The sequence below is a fragment of the Nocardioides islandensis genome (assembly GCF_015352455.1).
Classification (GTDB): domain Bacteria; phylum Actinomycetota; class Actinomycetes; order Propionibacteriales; family Nocardioidaceae; genus Nocardioides; species Nocardioides islandensis.
Genome location: NZ_JADKPN010000001.1, coordinates 464550 through 480338, shown reverse-complemented (window position 1 = coordinate 480338; position 15789 = coordinate 464550). Strand labels below are relative to the sequence as shown.

General features: G+C 73.2%; 21 protein-coding genes and 1 pseudogene. 11 read left to right on the top strand and 11 right to left on the bottom strand.

The window, feature by feature from the left end; translation table 11 throughout:
* Positions 1-10 precede the first annotated feature (10 nt).
* On the bottom strand, positions 11-490 hold the full coding sequence (locus ISU07_RS02315; RefSeq protein ID WP_194705125.1) for an SRPBCC family protein: 480 nt from the start codon (positions 488-490) through the stop codon (positions 11-13).
* 81 nt (positions 491-571) lie between these two features.
* Between ISU07_RS02315 and ISU07_RS25015 the strand changes: the two genes are divergently transcribed.
* Positions 572-1153 (top strand): TetR/AcrR family transcriptional regulator, encoded by a 582-nt coding sequence (locus ISU07_RS25015; RefSeq protein ID WP_194705696.1) that lies wholly within the window; start codon positions 572-574, stop codon positions 1151-1153.
* Between the two features lie 39 nt (positions 1154-1192).
* Here the strand turns inward: ISU07_RS25015 and ISU07_RS25010 are convergent.
* The 3 genes and pseudogenes from ISU07_RS25010 to ISU07_RS02295 form a co-directional block, all read right to left on the bottom strand.
* Positions 1193-2152, bottom strand: a pseudogene (locus ISU07_RS25010) (nitronate monooxygenase); the annotation flags it as partial.
* A gap of 23 nt (positions 2153-2175) precedes the next feature.
* Complete coding sequence (locus ISU07_RS02300; RefSeq protein WP_194705124.1) at positions 2176-2895, bottom strand: AfsR/SARP family transcriptional regulator; 720 nt, start codon at positions 2893-2895, stop codon at positions 2176-2178.
* Positions 2892-3290, bottom strand: a complete 399-nt coding sequence (locus ISU07_RS02295; protein ID WP_194705123.1) for a DUF4406 domain-containing protein — start codon at positions 3288-3290, stop codon at positions 2892-2894. The genes ISU07_RS02300 and ISU07_RS02295 overlap by 4 nt, the downstream gene beginning before the upstream one ends.
* Positions 3291-3345: 55 nt before the next feature.
* On the opposite strand from ISU07_RS02295, the gene ISU07_RS02290 reads away from it, so the two are divergent.
* From ISU07_RS02290 to ISU07_RS02275, 5 genes are read left to right on the top strand one after another with little or no spacing between them, the layout of a single operon-like run.
* Positions 3346-4104, top strand: a complete 759-nt coding sequence (locus tag ISU07_RS02290; protein ID WP_194705122.1) for a DeoR/GlpR family DNA-binding transcription regulator — start codon at positions 3346-3348, stop codon at positions 4102-4104.
* Between the two features lie 33 nt (positions 4105-4137).
* Positions 4138-4500: a hypothetical protein gene (locus ISU07_RS02285; RefSeq protein WP_194705121.1), complete on the top strand. Its 363-nt coding sequence runs from the start codon at positions 4138-4140 to the stop codon at positions 4498-4500.
* On the top strand, positions 4493-4894 hold the full coding sequence (locus tag ISU07_RS02280) for a hypothetical protein (RefSeq protein WP_194705120.1): 402 nt from the start codon (positions 4493-4495) through the stop codon (positions 4892-4894). Before ISU07_RS02285 ends, ISU07_RS02280 begins: the two co-directional genes overlap by 8 nt.
* 36 nt (positions 4895-4930) lie before the next feature.
* Positions 4931-5053: a hypothetical protein gene (locus ISU07_RS24385; protein ID WP_267238871.1), complete on the top strand. Its 123-nt coding sequence runs from the start codon at positions 4931-4933 to the stop codon at positions 5051-5053.
* Positions 5054-5063: 10 nt separating this feature from the next.
* Complete coding sequence (locus tag ISU07_RS02275) at positions 5064-6710, top strand: MFS transporter (RefSeq protein ID WP_194705119.1); 1647 nt, start codon at positions 5064-5066, stop codon at positions 6708-6710.
* A gap of 121 nt (positions 6711-6831) precedes the next feature.
* On the opposite strand, the gene ISU07_RS02270 is transcribed toward ISU07_RS02275, so the two are convergent.
* Genes ISU07_RS02270 through ISU07_RS02250 form a run of 5 tightly spaced genes read right to left on the bottom strand, consistent with a single transcriptional unit; the run spans position 6832 to position 10368 of the window.
* Positions 6832-7134, bottom strand: coding sequence for a YciI family protein (locus tag ISU07_RS02270; RefSeq protein WP_194705118.1), 303 nt, complete (start codon positions 7132-7134; stop codon positions 6832-6834).
* On the bottom strand, positions 7131-7574 hold the full coding sequence (locus ISU07_RS02265) for an SRPBCC domain-containing protein (RefSeq protein WP_194705117.1): 444 nt from the start codon (positions 7572-7574) through the stop codon (positions 7131-7133). Before ISU07_RS02265 ends, ISU07_RS02270 begins: the two co-directional genes overlap by 4 nt.
* A complete protein-coding gene (locus ISU07_RS02260; RefSeq protein ID WP_194705116.1) occupies positions 7571-7954 on the bottom strand; it encodes an ArsR/SmtB family transcription factor in 384 nt (127 codons plus the stop codon). The genes ISU07_RS02265 and ISU07_RS02260 overlap by 4 nt, the downstream gene beginning before the upstream one ends.
* A gap of 43 nt (positions 7955-7997) precedes the next feature.
* Entirely contained in the window at positions 7998-9626 is a 1629-nt protein-coding gene (locus ISU07_RS02255) for an MFS transporter (RefSeq protein ID WP_194705115.1), read from the bottom strand.
* Between the two features lie 13 nt (positions 9627-9639).
* Positions 9640-10368: an LLM class flavin-dependent oxidoreductase gene (locus tag ISU07_RS02250; protein ID WP_194705114.1), complete on the bottom strand. Its 729-nt coding sequence runs from the start codon at positions 10366-10368 to the stop codon at positions 9640-9642.
* A 159-nt stretch (positions 10369-10527) separates the two neighbouring features.
* Between ISU07_RS02250 and ISU07_RS02245 the strand changes: the two genes are divergently transcribed.
* The 3 genes from ISU07_RS02245 to ISU07_RS02235 are packed head-to-tail and all read left to right on the top strand — an operon-like array spanning position 10528 to position 11846.
* The gene (locus ISU07_RS02245; RefSeq protein WP_194705113.1) at positions 10528-10701 is read left to right on the top strand and encodes a hypothetical protein; all 174 of its coding nucleotides are present in this window, start codon (positions 10528-10530) and stop codon (positions 10699-10701) included.
* Positions 10702-10711: 10 nt separating this feature from the next.
* Positions 10712-11362 carry a class I SAM-dependent methyltransferase gene (locus ISU07_RS02240; RefSeq protein ID WP_194705112.1) on the top strand — a complete coding sequence of 217 codons (651 nt, stop codon included), beginning with the start codon at positions 10712-10714 and terminating at the stop codon, positions 11360-11362.
* 40 nt (positions 11363-11402) lie between these two features.
* Positions 11403-11846, top strand: coding sequence for a CAP domain-containing protein (locus ISU07_RS02235; RefSeq protein WP_194705111.1), 444 nt, complete (start codon positions 11403-11405; stop codon positions 11844-11846).
* A gap of 19 nt (positions 11847-11865) precedes the next feature.
* On the opposite strand, the gene ISU07_RS02230 is transcribed toward ISU07_RS02235, so the two are convergent.
* Positions 11866-12360: a DinB family protein gene (locus ISU07_RS02230; RefSeq protein WP_194705110.1), complete on the bottom strand. Its 495-nt coding sequence runs from the start codon at positions 12358-12360 to the stop codon at positions 11866-11868.
* 23 nt (positions 12361-12383) lie between these two features.
* Here ISU07_RS02230 and ISU07_RS02225 point away from each other — a divergent pair, with 23 nt between their 5' ends.
* Together ISU07_RS02225 and ISU07_RS24630 are read left to right on the top strand one after the other, a co-directional pair.
* Complete coding sequence (locus tag ISU07_RS02225) at positions 12384-13346, top strand: ketopantoate reductase family protein (RefSeq protein WP_194705109.1); 963 nt, start codon at positions 12384-12386, stop codon at positions 13344-13346.
* Entirely contained in the window at positions 13343-14236 is an 894-nt protein-coding gene (locus tag ISU07_RS24630) for a GNAT family N-acetyltransferase (RefSeq protein ID WP_194705108.1), read from the top strand. Before ISU07_RS02225 ends, ISU07_RS24630 begins: the two co-directional genes overlap by 4 nt.
* A gap of 74 nt (positions 14237-14310) precedes the next feature.
* On the opposite strand, the gene ISU07_RS02215 is transcribed toward ISU07_RS24630, so the two are convergent.
* Positions 14311-15768, bottom strand: a complete 1458-nt coding sequence (locus ISU07_RS02215; RefSeq protein ID WP_194705107.1) for an MFS transporter — start codon at positions 15766-15768, stop codon at positions 14311-14313.
* Positions 15769-15789 lie beyond the last annotated feature (21 nt).

The window sequence follows — 15789 nt, the reverse complement described above, 5'->3', positions numbered from 1 at the left end:
GACGCCGTGGTCAGGCCGCTTCGGCGGCGCCCTTGAGGCGGGCGAGGGTCGTGGTCATGCCACGCCGGAGGTCGGCGTCCCGGTCCGGGCTGCCGGTCCACTTCTCGGTCAGCCAGGTCATCACCGGGCCGAGCAGCTTGTCGGCGTCGAACGACTCGGTGACCCGGGTGCCGGTCGCCGTGGGCGTCAGCACGTACCTCCACGTGTAGGACCCGATGGCCGGCCCGCTGCGGTTGAAGGCGAACTCGCGACCGGGCTCGGCGGCCGTCACCACCGGCCAGTTGAACCACGCGGGACCACGACCGCCCTTGTTCCACGCCTTGAACCGCGCTCCCACCACCGGGCCGGTGGCACCCCTGACCCACACGGCCCTCACGCACTCGGGACTCCACTCGCCCATCCGGGTCACGTCGGAGATCAGCGCGTAGACCGCCTCCGGCGGCGCCGTGATCTCGGTGGACACCTCGTCGTGCGGGATGCGCTTGGTCATCGGGTCGTCCTCTTCTCCATTCGCCTGTCGGTGACAGACGAGTTGACGTCGCCACTGTTGCACGGCCACACTTGTCTGTCAATGACAGACAAAGCGAGGTCCTCGGTCGCCACGCGGCGGGCCCGGGCGCAGCGCGAGATCCTCGACGCCGCGTGGGCCGAGATGGCCCGCGAGGGCGTGGCCGCGCTGAGCGTGCGCGAGGTCGCGCGGTCGGTCGGCATCCGCCAACAGTCGCTCACCTACTACTTCCCGACCAAGCAGGAGCTGCTCGACGCGCTCTTCGCCGACGGCTTCGCCGGCCTGCGCAAGCGGTTCGACCGGCTGCCGCCGATCACCGATCCCGACCAGGGAGTCGTCGACGCGGCGGTCGCGTTCGTCAAGCACCTGGTCGCCAGGCCCGCGGCGTACCACCTGATGTTCCAGGGCACCGTCCCCGGCTTCGAGCCCAGCGAGGAGAGCCACGCGATCGCGCTCACCGTCCTGGGCGAGCTGGTCGGGCGCCTCGCCGCCGCCGGGATCACCGCGGCCCCCGACCTCGCGCTCGTGCGGGCGATGATGAGCGGCCTCGCCGCCGAGCAGATCGCGAACGCCCCGAGGGGCCGACTGTTCGTCGACCAGACCGAGCGCGGCATCCGTGCGGTGCTCGCCGCGATCAGGTCCTGAGCCCGGCCCGACCCGTCGTACGACGTCGGCGGCAGGCTCGGCGTGCGCCGACCCGTACCCCGTCCCGGCCCAGAGGTTGACCAGCTCGCCGTCCCCCGCGGCTCGGGCGGCGGCGCGGATCGGGGCGGTCAGGAAGTGCACCTCGGGGTACGCCGCGGGGGCGTCGGCGTAGGCGCCCATGAACCGGTTCTCGATCCCTCGCGCGGTGCGGCCGGTGAACGCCCGGGTGAGCGCGGTCGGCCGGGCGGACCGCAGCGCCGCCCGGTGGGCGGGCGTCGTGCCGGCCTCCGGACAGTCGAGGAACGCGGTGCCCAGGGCCACGCCGGACGCGCCCAGCGCCAGGGCGGCCGACGCCGAGGCGGCGTCCATGATCCCGCCGGTCGCGACGACCGGCAGGGACGAGACGGCCCGGACGGCCGGCACCAGGTCGTGCAAGGGGAGCTGGCCGGCGAGGTCGTCGGTCAGCCCGCCCCGGTGGCCGCCGGCCTCCAGCCCCTGCACCACCAGCACGTCCGCGCCCACCGACGCGGCCGCGACGGCGTCGGCCGCGGATGTCACCGTCACCCACACCTCGGACCCCACCCCCTGCAGCGCCGCAACCGCGGACGCGGGAGGCAGCCCGAACGTGAACGACACGACGGCGACCGGCTCTGCCACGAGCAGCTCGACCTTCGCGGAGAAGGCGTCGTCGTCGTACCTCGCCTCGCCCGGGTCCGTCGGGACCGACGGGTCCCTGGCCAGGCGCGCCCGGAACGCCTCGAGGTCGGCGGCGACGGCGTACGGCGTCCCCGGCACGAAGAGGTTCACGCCGAACGGCCCGTCGGTGAGCCCCCGGAGTGCGGCCAGCCGCGAGGCGGCGTCCGCGAGGGACAGGTACCCGAACGCCAACGTGCCCAGCCCGCCCGCGTTCGTGACGGCGGCGGCGAGCTCCGGCGTCGAGGGGCCCCCGGCCAGCGGGGCGAGGACGAGCGGGAGGGGTCGGCGGTCGAGGACGCTCACCTCGCCATGGTGACGGGTCGACGTCAGGCGGCCGACCCGGCCGTCCGGCCCATCGCGGTGGTGATCACCGCTCCGGGCGGGACTCCCAGCTCCGCCCGGAGCATGCGCACGTACGACTCGTAGTGCCGGCCCGCGGCCGTGTGGTCGCCGGCCGCGCGGTAGTGCTGGACCAGGTCCGCGTGGCCGGCTTCGTCGAAGGGGGCGAGGGCCACCCGTCGCACCGCGTAGGCGATGGCCGCGCGGTGGTCGCCCCGGGCGCGCATCGCGTGCGCGGCCTCCTCCAGGTGGACGGCGCTCGCGGCGGCCAGCCGGCGCTGCTCCGCGAGCAGCCAGGACTCGAAGACGACGGCTCGCGGGATGCTCATGCCCTCGAGCAGCTCCGACCCGAGCCCGGGCATCCGCACGGCCCTGGTCCACGGCCCCTGAGCGACCACGTCGACGTCGACGACGAGGTCGCCGTCGCGCACCAGGACGACGGGGTCACCCCCGATCGTGGCGACGCAGCGCAGGCCCCGTCGTACCTCGGCCAGCGACCAGCGCAGGGCAGCGAGGGGGTCGTCGGCCTCCGCGAACAGGAGGTCTGCGAGCCGGGCTCGTGACGGGGGTCGGTCGGCGAGGACGAGATAGGCCAGCAGCGCCCAGCTCTTCCGGCCGCGCATCCGGTAGGCACCGCAGCGTCCGTCCACGCCGGGCCAGCCGAGCAGGTTGACGCGGGTGCCCGAAGCATCGATGGGGGGCGTCATGGCCCGGTCCGAGCGGCCGGGCGGGGTGCGGGGCCGCATCCCGGCACGTCCTCGACGCGGAACCACACGGGCAGGCCGCGCTCGCGCGCGGTCGCGACGTCCTGGTCGGCACCGCGGGAGTCCCCGGGCAGCCGGAGCACGCCGTCGCAGTGGGCGAGCAGGCGCTGGGCGGTGGGGTAGAGGACCTGATCGGCCAGGTCGTCGTCCGGTGCCACCGCGCCGGCCGAGCGGATGACGGGCAGCGCCACCCACTCGCTGACCATCGGGACGTGGCCGGCCCGGAACAGCGGCCACGAGGCCTCCTCGAGGCGGGCGAGGTTGGCCGCGATGCGTGCAGGGTTGTTCCGAGTTCCCGACCGATACGGTCCGGCGATGAGGATCATCAGCGACGTCATGGCGCTACACTAGACCACAACGCGCAATAACACGCATGATTAAGGAGAAACGCGCATGCTGCCCGCTCAACGACGTGACCTGCTCCTGACCCGGCTCGAGCGGGACGGACGCCTGGTCGCCAAGGACCTCGCCGCCGAGCTGGGCGTGGCCGAGGACAGCGTGCGCCGGGACCTGCGTGAGCTCGCCGCCGCGGGGCTGTGCCAACGCGTGTACGGCGGGGCGCTGCCCGTCTCGCCCGCCGTGGCCGACTACGCCACCCGCGGCGGGGTCGCCACCGAGAGCAAGCGTCGCGTCGCCGCGGCGGCCGCCCGGCTGGTGCGGCCCGACATGACCGTGCTGCTCGACGGTGGCACCACCGCGCTCGCCGTGGCCCGGGCGCTCCCGCACGACCTGAGGGTCACCGTCGTCACGCACAGTCCCACGGTGGCGGTCGCCCTCCTGGAGCACCCGGGCGCCGAGGTCTTCGTGCTCGGCGGGCGGCTCTTCAAGCACTCGGCGGTCACGAGCGGTGCCGCCGCCGTCGAGGCGGCCCAGTGGGTGCACGCCGACCTGTTCCTCCTCGGGGTCACCGGCGTCCATCACGAGACCGGGCTGACCACGGGCGACGCCGACGAGGCCGCCATGAAGCGGGCCCTCGCCGCCCGGTCCGCCGACACCTACGTGCTGGCGAGCTCGGAGAAGATCGGCGCCGCCTCCCCGTTCACCGTCCTGCCCCTCTCCGAGGTCAGCGGCATCGTCACCGATGCCCCCGAGGACCATCCCGTCCTCGACGGCCTGCGCCGCGGTGGGACGCCCGTGGTGATGGCCGACTGATCCGTCCTCGACGGCCCTCTCTAGGGTGACGACGTGGACGACACGCTGCGGGTGGTGCTGACCGCGCTGTCCCTCCTGGTGGCGCTGGTGGCCCTCGTGTACGTCGTCCGGGACCGGTCGGCGGACCGCTTCCTGGTCGGCCTCGTCGGCGTCCTCTTCGTGGGTACGCTCGCCCAGCTCGTCTACGGCGTCTCCCGGCTGCCCGACGCCGAGCACGACGTCCACAAGGTCGTGTTCGTGCTGTACCTGCTCGGCCTGGTCGCCGTTCCTCCTCTCGCCGCGTGGTGGGCCCGCGGCGAGCCGAGCCGGGCCGGCGCCGCTGTGGTCGTGGTCGCCGGGCTCCTCGTCCCCTTCCTGCTGCTGCGTCTGGACACGCTCTGGAGCGGCGGTGCCTGAGTCGGTCCAGCGGCGCTCCGGATGGGGGCGCGTGCTGATCGCGGTGTACGCCGTGTTCGCGGTCGCCGCGACCGGCCGGTCGTCGTACCAGCTGATCGCCCAGGCGAGCGAGGCGCCGTTCCCGTACGCCCTCTCGGCCCTCGCCGCGGTCGTCTACGTCGCCGCCACCCAGGGGCTCGCGCATGAGGGCGACACGTGGCGGAACGTCGCCTGGGCCGCGTGTGGCACCGAGCTGGTCGGCGTCCTCGTGGTCGGCACGCTGAGCCTGGCCGACCGGGACCTGTTCCCCGACGACACGGTCTGGTCGGCGTACGGCGCCGGCTACGGCTTCTTCCCGCTCGTGCTGCCGTTCGCCGGTCTAGCGTGGCTGTGGCGGACGCGGGCATCGGGGTGACATTGTTCCCCCGGGCACGACGCGAGGGGGGTGCCGATGGACGCGTGCGCGACCTGCGGCATCGACCTGGCCGTCGACGCACGCTTCTGCTTCTCGTGCGGAGTCCGGTGGCTGCGCGACCTGGAACCCGCCTCCGCCGTCCACGCGATGGAGACCTGAGGAGAGTCGAATGCCGGAGACCAAGGAGGGCGCGCGCGACTCGCTGCGCAGCGTCCTGAGGAACCCGAACCTGCGCCGCATCCAGCTCGCCTTCGGCGGCTCGCTGCTCGGCGACTGGGCCTACGGCACCGCGATCCTGGTCTGGGCGTTCCAGGAGTCCGGCGCCACGGGTGTCGGGCTCTTCACCGCCGCACGGTTCATCGCGGCGGCCTTCGCCGGCCCGCTCGGTGCGGCCGTCGCCGACCGGATGGACCGGCGGCGGTTCATGATGACGACCGACCTGATCCGGGCGGTGCTGGCCAGCATCACCGCGGTCCTGATCATGACCGACGGCCCGGTCGCGTTCGTGTACGTCGTCGCGGTGGTCACCGCGACGGTCGGCGCGCCGTTCCGTTCCGCCCAGGCCGGGCTCATCCCGCGCCTGGTCGACACCCCTGGTGAGCTGACCGCCTCCAACGCCGTCGCGGCCAACATCGAGAACGTCGTGGTGTTCATGGGCCCGGCCGTCGGGGCGCTGATGGTCGGCACCTTCGACGTCGCGGCCGTCGTCTGGCTCAACGTCGCGTCGTTCATCTGGTCCTTCCTGATGGTCTCGGGCGTGAAGGAGCGCGTGCCCGACGACCAGCAGGCCGACGGCGGTGACGACGACGGGCCCCAGGAGAAGATGCTCGCGCAGATCACCGCGGGCTTCGCCTACGTCGGTCGCAACGCCGACCTGCGCACCATCTCGCTGCTGACCGCGGCACAGACGATCATCTGGGGCGCCCTGTCGGTGTTCATGGTCGTCATCGCGGTGCGCGACTTCGGCGAGGCCGCGAGCGTCGGCTGGCTCCAGGGCGCCATGGGCGTCGGCACGATCGTCGGTGGCGTGATGATCCTCGGCCGGGTCTCGAAGGGCCGGCTCGCCAGCGACATGGTGATCGGCGTGCTGGGCTGGTCGCTGCCGGTCATCGTGCTGGCGGTCTTCCCCTCACCGATCACGGCCATCGCCGCGCTCGTCGTCATCGGCACGGCCGACCCCTGGGTGAACCTCGGCCTCGAGACCATCCCTCAGCGGCTCGCGCCGGAGAACGCCATCTCCCGCGTGTACGCCGCCGTCGAGAGCATCGCCATCGGCGCCATCGCCCTCGGCTCGCTGCTCACCCCAGCACTGCTCCACTTCTTCGGCATCCGGCCCTCGCTGATCGGCATCGGCCTGGTGGTGACGGCGTACGCCCTGAGCACGCTGCCCCGCCTGCGCGCCCTCGACCACCGGCTCACCGCGCCCGAGGGTCTGGCCGTGCTGCGCGCGATCGCGATGTTCGAGGCGCTGCACCCGTCGGTGGTGGAGGAGATGGCGCACCGCCTCGAGGCGGTCACCTTCTCCGCCGGGCAGGTCGTGGTCCGCGAGGGCGACCCGGCCGACCGCTTCTACGTGATCGCCGAGGGCGAGGTCGAGGTCAGCCACGGCGACGTGGTGGTGCGCCGCGAGACCGCCGGGGACTTCTTCGGCGAGATCGGCCTGCTGCGCAACGTGCCGCGTACCGCGACCGTCACCGCCGTCACCGACGTCAAGCTCTGGTCGCTGGAGCGGTCGGTCTTCCTGGGCGCCGTCACCGGCACCGGTGCCGCCCGCGTCGCCGCCGAGGACGTGGTGTCGCGGCGGATCGCGACCTGAGGCTGGGGTGCCGATAAGGGCGCGATCGCGGCCGTTTGGCAGGTTCTGCTGCCGAAAACCTTCAGTTCGGCCGCGATCGCGCGATTTCCGGCACCGCCACCCCCAGCCAGCCGGCCGGTCCTCAGGCGTGCATGACCACCCGCCAGGGGCGGACCTCGGCGCTGAAGAACCCCGAGGCCACGCTGGCGTCGTCCTCGGTCGCCAGCCTGACCGCCTCGTCGTACCTGCCCTCACCGGGCAGTCGGAGGATGGCCATGCCCTGGCCCGCACGGTCGGTGAAGGAGCCGGCCGCGACGAGGTACCCGGCCTCGGCCATCCTGCCCAGGAACGCGACGTGGTCGGCGAACTGCGGCTGCTCGAACACATGACCGGCCACCGCCGGGTCGGTGGGTGTGTGCAGCAGGGCCACCCAGGTGTCGGTCATGCAGCGGCGAGGGCGGCGTAGGCGTCGAGGACCACGGGCCAACCGTGGTCGTACTCCTCGCGGGCCTCCTGGGCCCGCTCGCCGAACGCCTCCCAGCCGGTGTGCTCGAGGCGGACCAGCGTCTTGCCGCCGGAGTCCTCGAACGTCACGCTCACCTGGCTGGCCCGCTCGGGGCCCTGACCGGGGTGCCAGGTGAACGCCACCGCGTCCACCGGCTCCCAACGGGTGACGGTGCCCCAGACGGCGTCGTCGGCGCCGGCCTTGGACTCCACGAGACGGCCGCCGACCTCCTCGGCGTCGAAGACGACGGTCGCGCCGGCGCCGTGGACGCTGTGGACGTCGACCGGCCACCAGGCGCCGATCCGCTGGGTGAAGACCGCGAACGCGAGGGTGCGGTCGGCGTCGACGAGGACCTCGCGGCGCAGGGGTGCAATGGTCATGAGTCTTCTTCTCCTGGATCTTCGATGGGTACGTCGTCCGCCCGCTGCTGGCGCGCGGCCTCGTCGACCGCGTCGGCGAACGCCGCGAGCGCGACGTCCCACATCCCGACGAGCCACTGCTGGGCCACGACCATCCCCTCGGGGGCGAGCGCGTAGAGGTTGCGGGTCCCGTGCGACTCGTGCCGCACCAGACCGGCGCCCTCCAGGACGCGCAGGTGCTTGCTCACCGCCGGTCGTCCGACGGTGAGCTGGTCGGCGAGCTTGCCGACGGGACTCGGCCCGCCGTGGAGGCGGGCGATGATCTCGCGGCGGACAGGCTCGCCGAGGGCGTCGAAGACGGCTCCGGCGTCGTGGTGCGCAGCTGCTGAACGGTTCCTCATGAGTAACCGTTACTCTAGAGGAACCATTGCCGAACGGCAAGGGTCAGGCCCGGCCGCCGGATCCGGGAGCGTGCCGCAGGTGCGCCTCCCGCGCACCCTCCGCGGCGGAGCGCGCCTCGGAGATGCTGGTGACCGCGGGCAGGAAGTCGCCCGAGCAGATGGCGTACAGCGCGGTGGGCCTGGTGGCGCGCACCGTCATCGTCCGGGTCGTGCGCCCCAGCAGGGCGATCTCGCCGAACCCCTCGCCGGGCCCCATCGAGCGCACCCGCTCGTCCCCGTCGAGGATGTCGACCGCGCCGTCCACCACGACGTAGAACCGGTCGCCGGTGTCGCCCGCGCTGAACAGCGTCTCCCCGGCGGCGAGCTCGGTGGTCTCGGCGTGCACCGCGAGCTGCTCGATGGCCGGCACGGGGAGCGGCCGCAGCATGGGTACCTTGCGCAGCACGGTGATCGCATCGGTGCGCACCGACATCGAGCGGTCGATCAGGGTCGAGGCCCGCCACCACAGCACGCAGCACACCGGAGCCAGCAGGCCGACGGTGACCAGCGCCGTGGACGCGCCGAAGCCCTTGACGAGCAGCGGGGCGAGCAGCGAGCCGAGGCCGACGCCCAGGGCGCCCAGGCTCTCCAGCACGCCGAAGACCCGCGCGAGCACGGCGTCCGGGACCATCCGGGCCACCAGCGTGAAGGCCGTGACGTCGACCATCGCGTTGCCGATGCCGATCACGCCGGCGGCGACCAGCGCGACGGCGTACACGTGCCAGGCGCCCATCACCGCCAGGGGCAGCCCCCACAGCACCACCGCGATCGTCAGCCAGCGCGTCATCGCCCGGCTGCCGACCAGCATCGAGGAGACCAGGCTGCCGGCCACCAGCGCACCGACGCCGACCGCGCCCTGGATGACGCCGACGCCGGACTCCCCGCGGTCGAGCAGGTCGATCGACACCACCACGACCAGCACGGTGAACGCGCCGCGGATCAGCGTCTGCAGCACCACGAACACGAAGACGGTGGGCACGCCGGCGCTGCCGCGCACGGCGCGCATCCCCTCGCGCATCTCGCCGAGCAGGTCGGTGCGCCCGGTCGGCGGGCGCGATATCCGCTCGTACCTCAGCCCCAGCACCAGCACGGCCGAGACGATCCCCGCGGCGCCGGCGAACACGAACACCGACGCGACGTCGCCCACGTCGACCAGGAACGCCGCCACGAACGGCCCGATCACCACGCTCAGCGAGTCGAGCACGCCGCGCACCACGTTGATCGAGGTCAGCTCCTCCGGTGCCCGGCACAGCAGGGGCATCAGCGCGGAGTGGGACGCGCGGTACGGCGTGAAGGCGATCGTCGAGACCACCGCGAGCGCGTAGACGATCCACGTCGGACCGTCGGCCAGCAGCACCGGCGCGGCCAGGAGCGTGGCCACGCCACGGACCGCGCTGGAGTAGAAGAGCACCTGCTCGCGCGGCAGGCGGTCGGCGTACGTCGAGACGACCGGCGCGAAGACCGCCGACGGCACCAGGCGCAGCGTGCCGACGAGGCCGACGGCCACCACGCCGCCGTCGGCGAAGGCCACCAGGCTGATTGCCACGGTGAAGGCCCACTCCGCGGTGTAGGCGCCCCAGAACGACAACAGTGCGCGCACCAGCGCCGCGTTGCGGAACAGGCGCAGGTGCACAGACCGAAGGATGTCAGGGTCGCATCGGCCCGGCCAGGATCCTGCGACGCGCCTCGTCCCGGTCCAGCCGCGGCGGGACGTACTCGTGCCACCAGTCCGCCCCGGCAGCCTCGATCGTCGCGAGGTACCGGCGTTCCCCGTCGAGGTCCTCGCGGCGTTCACGGCCACCGACGGCGATGACGTACGGCGCACCGGCGTCCGCCCGCAGCGCCGCGACGTCGTCGGGCGTCAGGTCCTCCCACTCGGGGGGTGGCACGCGGTAGAGGCAGGAGCCGTCCCACCGCAGCGCCCGCGCCCGAGGCCCGGGCTTGGTGATCGCCCCGCCCACCCACACCGGCACGCCGGGACAGGCCTCGCGCACCGCGGCCAGCCCGGCCTCGAGCAGGTCGACGCGCGACCCGTCGCCGACGACCGGATCACCCTCGGGGTCGCCGCTGCCCACCCCGAGCACCAGCCGCCCGCCGGCGACGGCCGCGACCGAGGCGACCTGGAGCACGAGCACGCCGACGTGCCGCGCAGGCACCGGGGTGACCATCGTGCCAAGCGTCAACCGCGTCGTCGCCCGGGCGACGAGGCCCAGCGTCACCCACACGTCGTAGGTCACCGCTCCGCCCGGGAAGGCGAGGTAGTCCTCGCAGAACACGCCGTCCCAGCCGTGGTCCTCGGCGAGCACGGCCAGCTCGGCGATCTCGTCGGGCCGGCCCCACGGGCCGGCAGCGGTGATGTCGAGTCCGTACCTCACCCCTGCACCGTGGACCCGACCACCGACATGAGGGACCTTTAACCACTCATTTGGTTGACTTTCTCGTAACCTGTCGGGCACACGCCCGGCACCTGCCGGACAACTCGCTCCGCCACCCTGGATCCACCGCACGATCTGAACCAGAACGGGGAACCGACGATGACGACTGCCGACGATCTCGACCGCCGCATCCAGCAGCTCAAGGACGCCCGCCTCAAGCAGGAGGTACGCCGCGGCAAGGGCCTCCTCGAGCTGCTCGACAAGCGCCCCGAGCTCCGCGAGGTCATCCCGCTCGCGGACATGACGGGCGAAGGGCTGCTCTGGTCCGCCTAGCCTGGGGCGCGTGAGCCCCGACCAGCCGACCGACTGGCACGCGTGGCACCAGGAGTACGACGACCCTGGCTCGTCGCTGTCGCGGCGCCTGACCGTCGTCCGCGAGCAGCTCGCGAACCTGCTCGCGGACCGACGCGTGGGGCGGCCGGGTCCGCTGACCCTGCTGTCGCTCTGCGCCGGCGACGGGCGCGACACCCTGCCGGTCCTCGCCGCGACGGACGCGCAGGTCACGGCGGTGCTGGTCGAGCTCGACCCCGTCCTCGCCGACGCGGCTCGGGCGTCGGCGGTCGGGCTCGGGCTGGACGTCGACGTCCGCACCGACGACGCCGGCCTGGTCGCGTCCTGGCTCGACGTCGTACCCGTCGACGTGCTCCTGCTCTGCGGCGTGCTCGGCAACATCTCCGACGACGACGTCCGGAGCACCCTCCGCGGCGCTGCGCTCATGCTGCAGCAGGGCGGCACGGTGATCTGGACGCGCGGCGCCCAGGGCGCCGGCGACGACCCGAGCGAGCGGGTCCGCGAGCTGCTGCGCGACGCGGGAGGCTGGGAGGAGGTGGCCTTCGTGAAGTCCGACGACGCGTCGTACCGGGTCGGGGTGCACCGCTGGGAGGGGATCGCCGCCGGGGTGCTGGCCGACCGGCTGTTCGCGTTCGTGTCCTGATTCGTGCGCCGGTTCGTACGCTGGTTCGTAGTCTGGCCAGATGCGACGTACCCCCCTCGCCGCCGTGCTCACCGTGCTCGTGCTCCTGTGGCCCTCGGTGGCCCAGGCCGGTCCCGCGGCGGACTATGCGGCGGCCGCCGTGAAGGCGACCAACCAGGCCCGCGACGCCGCCGGCCTGCGGGCGCTGAGGGTGGACGACTGCCTGCACCGCTTCGCCGTCAAGCAGGCGAAGGCGATGGCGGCCGCCGGCGAGATCTACCACCAGGACCTCGGGGCGATCATGAGCGAGTGCCACCTCGTGACCGCCGGGGAGAACGTCGCCTACGGCTACCCGACCGGGCGGTCGGTGGTGAACCAGGGCTGGATGAGGTCCGCGGGCCACCGGGCCAACGTCCTCAGCACGGCGTTCAGGCGGGTCGCGGTCGCGGCGCGTCGCGACGACAGGGGCACGTGGTACGCCGCGCAGGTCTTCGGAGCGCGCTGACCCGTCCTCGGGGACCGTCCTACTGACCGGTCCGCCCGTCGGTGACCTCGCGCAGCAGGTCGAGGTGGCCGCAGTGCCGGGCCGTCTCCTCGATCATGTGGGTCAGGGCGTAGCGCAGGTTGAACGTCATGTCCTCGCCCTTGGCGAGGTCGTCGAGCCCGGCGCCGGCGATCGCGGCCCGGGAGCGCTCGCACTCGCGCTGGTACTCCTCGACGATCGCCTCGAGGGTGTCGCCGTCCACGAGCCGGAAGTTGCCGTGCGGGTCGTCGTCCGGCCAGGGCCAGGAGAGGTCGAGACCGGCGAAGTCGATGCTGAACCAGAACCGCTCCGTGCCGCTCAGGTGCTTGACCACCCCGGCCGGGGTGAGGACCGACGGCGGCACCGGCGAGGCGAACGCCTGCTCGTCGGAGAGGTCCTCCACCTTCATCACGACGGTGGCGCGCAGGAAGTCCAGCATCGAGGTCAGCGTCGTCCACTCGTCGGCGTCCTCGACCGGTCGTGATCGCTCCACCATGGCGGCAACCTACGTTGGGGCACATGAGATTCGTCGTGTACGGCGCGGGGGCGGTCGGCGGGGTCATCGCGGCCCGGCTCCACCTCGGCGGCGAGGACGTGCAGGTGGTGGCCCGAGGGGAGCACCTGTCCACGATCCGGGAGGACGGTCTGCGGCTGGTCACCGCCGACGGCGAGTCCGTCGCCCGGGTGCCCGCGGCCGGGCGGCTCGCCGACCTCGACGTCGGGTCGGACTCCGCGGTGGTCGTCGCGGTGAAGAGCCACCAGACCGCCGGCGTCATGCACGACGTCGCCAGGTCCACGCCCCCGGACGTCACGCTGGTTAGCGCGCAGAACGGCGTCGCCAACGAGGCGGTGCTGGCGCGCGGCCGGGCCCACGTGGTGGGCATGGTCGTGATGCTGCCGGCCAGCCACCTCGAACCGGGTGTCGTGGTCCAGGGCAGCTCGAACGTCCCGGGCCTGCTGGACGTGGGACGGTACCCGGGCGGTACGTCGGAGCGGGCCGAGGCGGTGGCGGCGGGGCTGCGCGGAGGCGGGTTCGATTCCGTCGTACGGCCGGACATCATGGCGTGGAAGCACCGCAAGCTGATGATGAACCTGGGCAACGCCGCTGGCGCCGCGTGTGCGCCGGGTCCGGAGCGGGACCGGCTGGTGGACCTCGCGGTCGAGGAGGGCGAGGCGGTGCTGGCCGCCGCCGGGATCCCCGTGGTCAGCAGGGCCCGGGACGACGAGCGGCGCGGCGACCTGCTGGACACCTCGCGCATGCGCGAGCGCGGCGGCGGGTCGACCTGGCAGAGTCTGCGCCGCGGCACCGGGGACGTGGAGGTCGACTACCTCAACGGCGAGGTGTCGCTGCTCGGCCGGCTCCACGGCGTACCCACGCCGGTCAACGACCTGCTGCGCGACGCCGCCTGGCGGCTCGCGGCGACGCGGGCGGAGCCGGGGAGCCTGTCCGCCGCCGACCTGCTGGAGGAGCTGGAGCTGTGATCACCGGAGTCGAGCCCGACGAGCTGGACCGCGCGCTGGACCTCATCGCGGGGGAGCAGGCGTCACTGGCGCGGGGGACGACGATGCTGGGAGACACCCGTGACGGGGTGGCCGCCGAGCTCGCTGACCTCTCGCCGTCCTGGGCCTCGACGGTGCGGGTCGCGCGGTCCGGCGGGGACTTCCTCGGGGCCTCGCTGCTCGAGCACGACGAGGAGGCCGGCCGGGCCTGGGTGTTCGGGCCGTGGGTGACCGGCGCGGACGACGCGGCCTGGGAACGCTGGGCCGGCCCGCTGCTCGACGCGGCGCTGGACCAGGTGCCGGCCGGGATCGACCGGGTGGAGATGGGCGGCGACGTCACCAACGTGCGGATGGCGGCGTTGGCCGCCTCGCGCGGCTGGGAGACCAGCGAGGTGAGCCACGTGTTCGCGGCGACCGCATCGGCCGCCTCGTCGTGGCCGCCGCCGGGCGACGGCATCCGGGTCGCCAACGCGGCCGACCGGGACGAGATCCGGCCGCTGCACGAGGCCGAGTTCCCCGCGACGTACGCCTCGGTCGAGCGACTGCTCCCCGACGAGCCGGACGGGAAGTTCCACGTGCTGGTGGCCGAGGACGATCGGGGCCGGTTCCTCGGGTACGCCGCGGGGCGGGTGCAGCCCGACGGCGACGGGTACCTCGACTACCTCGCGGTCTCCGACGCGGCTCGCGGGCGGGGTACGGGGCGCGACCTCCTCGCCGCCGTCTCGCGGTGGCTGGTCGAGGCCGCCCCGCACGCCAACGTGAACCTCACCGTCCAGGACCACCGCACCCCCGCCCGCCGCCTCTACGAGTCCCTCGGCTTCACCCTGGAGCTCTCGATGGTGGGGTACTCGCGGCCGCCGAAATCGGGGTAGTCCCTGACGTTTGGGCCCTTTTCCACAGCCTGGAAGGGCCCATTCGTCAGGGACTACCCCGCGACGGCGTCCGATCAGGCGGCGGCCAGCTCCTCGTCGGCGGTGACCTCGGGGTCCGGGGTCCCGTGCACCTGCATGGGCTGGGGGCGGAGGAAGACGCCACCGATGACGGCGGCCAGGGCGGCGGCCACGGCACCGGCGGCGAAGGCGACCTGGTACCCGCCGGTCAGCGCCTCGGCGGTCGAGGAGCCGGTCTCCAGCAGCGAACCGGTCCGGGAGGACGAGACCGCGACCAGCACGGCCAGGCCCAGCGCGCCGCCCATCATGAAGGAGGTGTTCACGACTCCCGAGGCCAGGCCGGCCTCGTGCGGCTCCACGTCGCCCATCGCGGCCAGCAGCACCGGGTTGAAGGCGATGCCGGCGCCGATGCCGAGCAGGACCATGCCGGGCAGGACGTTCACGACGTAGCTGCCGTCGACCGGCACGAAGGCGAAGCAGGCCAGCGCGGCGGCGGCCAGGCCGAGGCCGACGACCAGCGGCGGGCGGATGCCGTACTTCATGACCAGCTTGTCGGAGACGCGCAGCGACATGAGGGCCATCACGACGCAGGACGGCAGGTAGGCCAGGCCGACCTGGAGGGCGTCGTACCCGAGCACACCCTGCATGTAGAGCGCGGTCAGGAAGAAGCAGGCGAACATCGCGGCGGCCCACAGCGCGCCCACGCCCTGCGAGATGCTCATGTTGCGGAGCCGGAAGAGGCGCAGCGGCACGAGCGGGTTCGCGCAGCGGGCCTCGCGGACCACGAAGGCGACCAGCAGGACGACCGCGGCGGCCAGGATGCCGAGGGTCTTGGTGGAGGTCCAGCCGGCGTCGTTGCCGCCGACCACGCCGTACACCGCCAGCATCAGCGCGACGGTCACGAGGGAGGCGCCGGGGACGTCGAGCTGGCCGCCGGTGGTGGCGGGACGGTGGTCCTCGACCACGCGGGTCACCAGGATCCACACCGCGATGCCGATCGGCACGTTCACCAGGAAGATCCAGTGCCAGGTCAGCAGCCCGGTGAGCACGCCGCCCAGCAGCACGCCGACCGCGCCGCCGCCGGACATCACGAAGCCGAAGACGCCCATCGCCTTGGCCCGCTCACCGGGGTCGGCGAACAGTCCCATGATCAGCGCGAGGGCGACGGCCGAGACGGCCGCGCCACCGAGGCCCTGCACCGCCCGTCCGATGACGAGGAACGCCGCGGTCGGGGCGAACGCGCACGCGACGGAGGCCGCCGTGAAGGACGCCACGCCGCCGAGCAGGACGCGGCGGTTGCCGTAGAGGTCGCCGAGCCGCCCGCTGAGCAGCAGGAAGCCGCCGAAGGTCAGCATGTAGGCGTTGACCACCCAGGCCAGCGCCTCGGCGGAGAAGCCGAGGTCGCTCTGGATGGAGGGGAGGGCGACGTTCACGATGTTGGTGTCGAGCACGATCATCAGGTCGCCCAGGCAGAGCGCGTAGAGCGCCAGCCAGCGGGTCTGCTTGTCGTTCATCTCTGGACTCCTGGGTCGGTC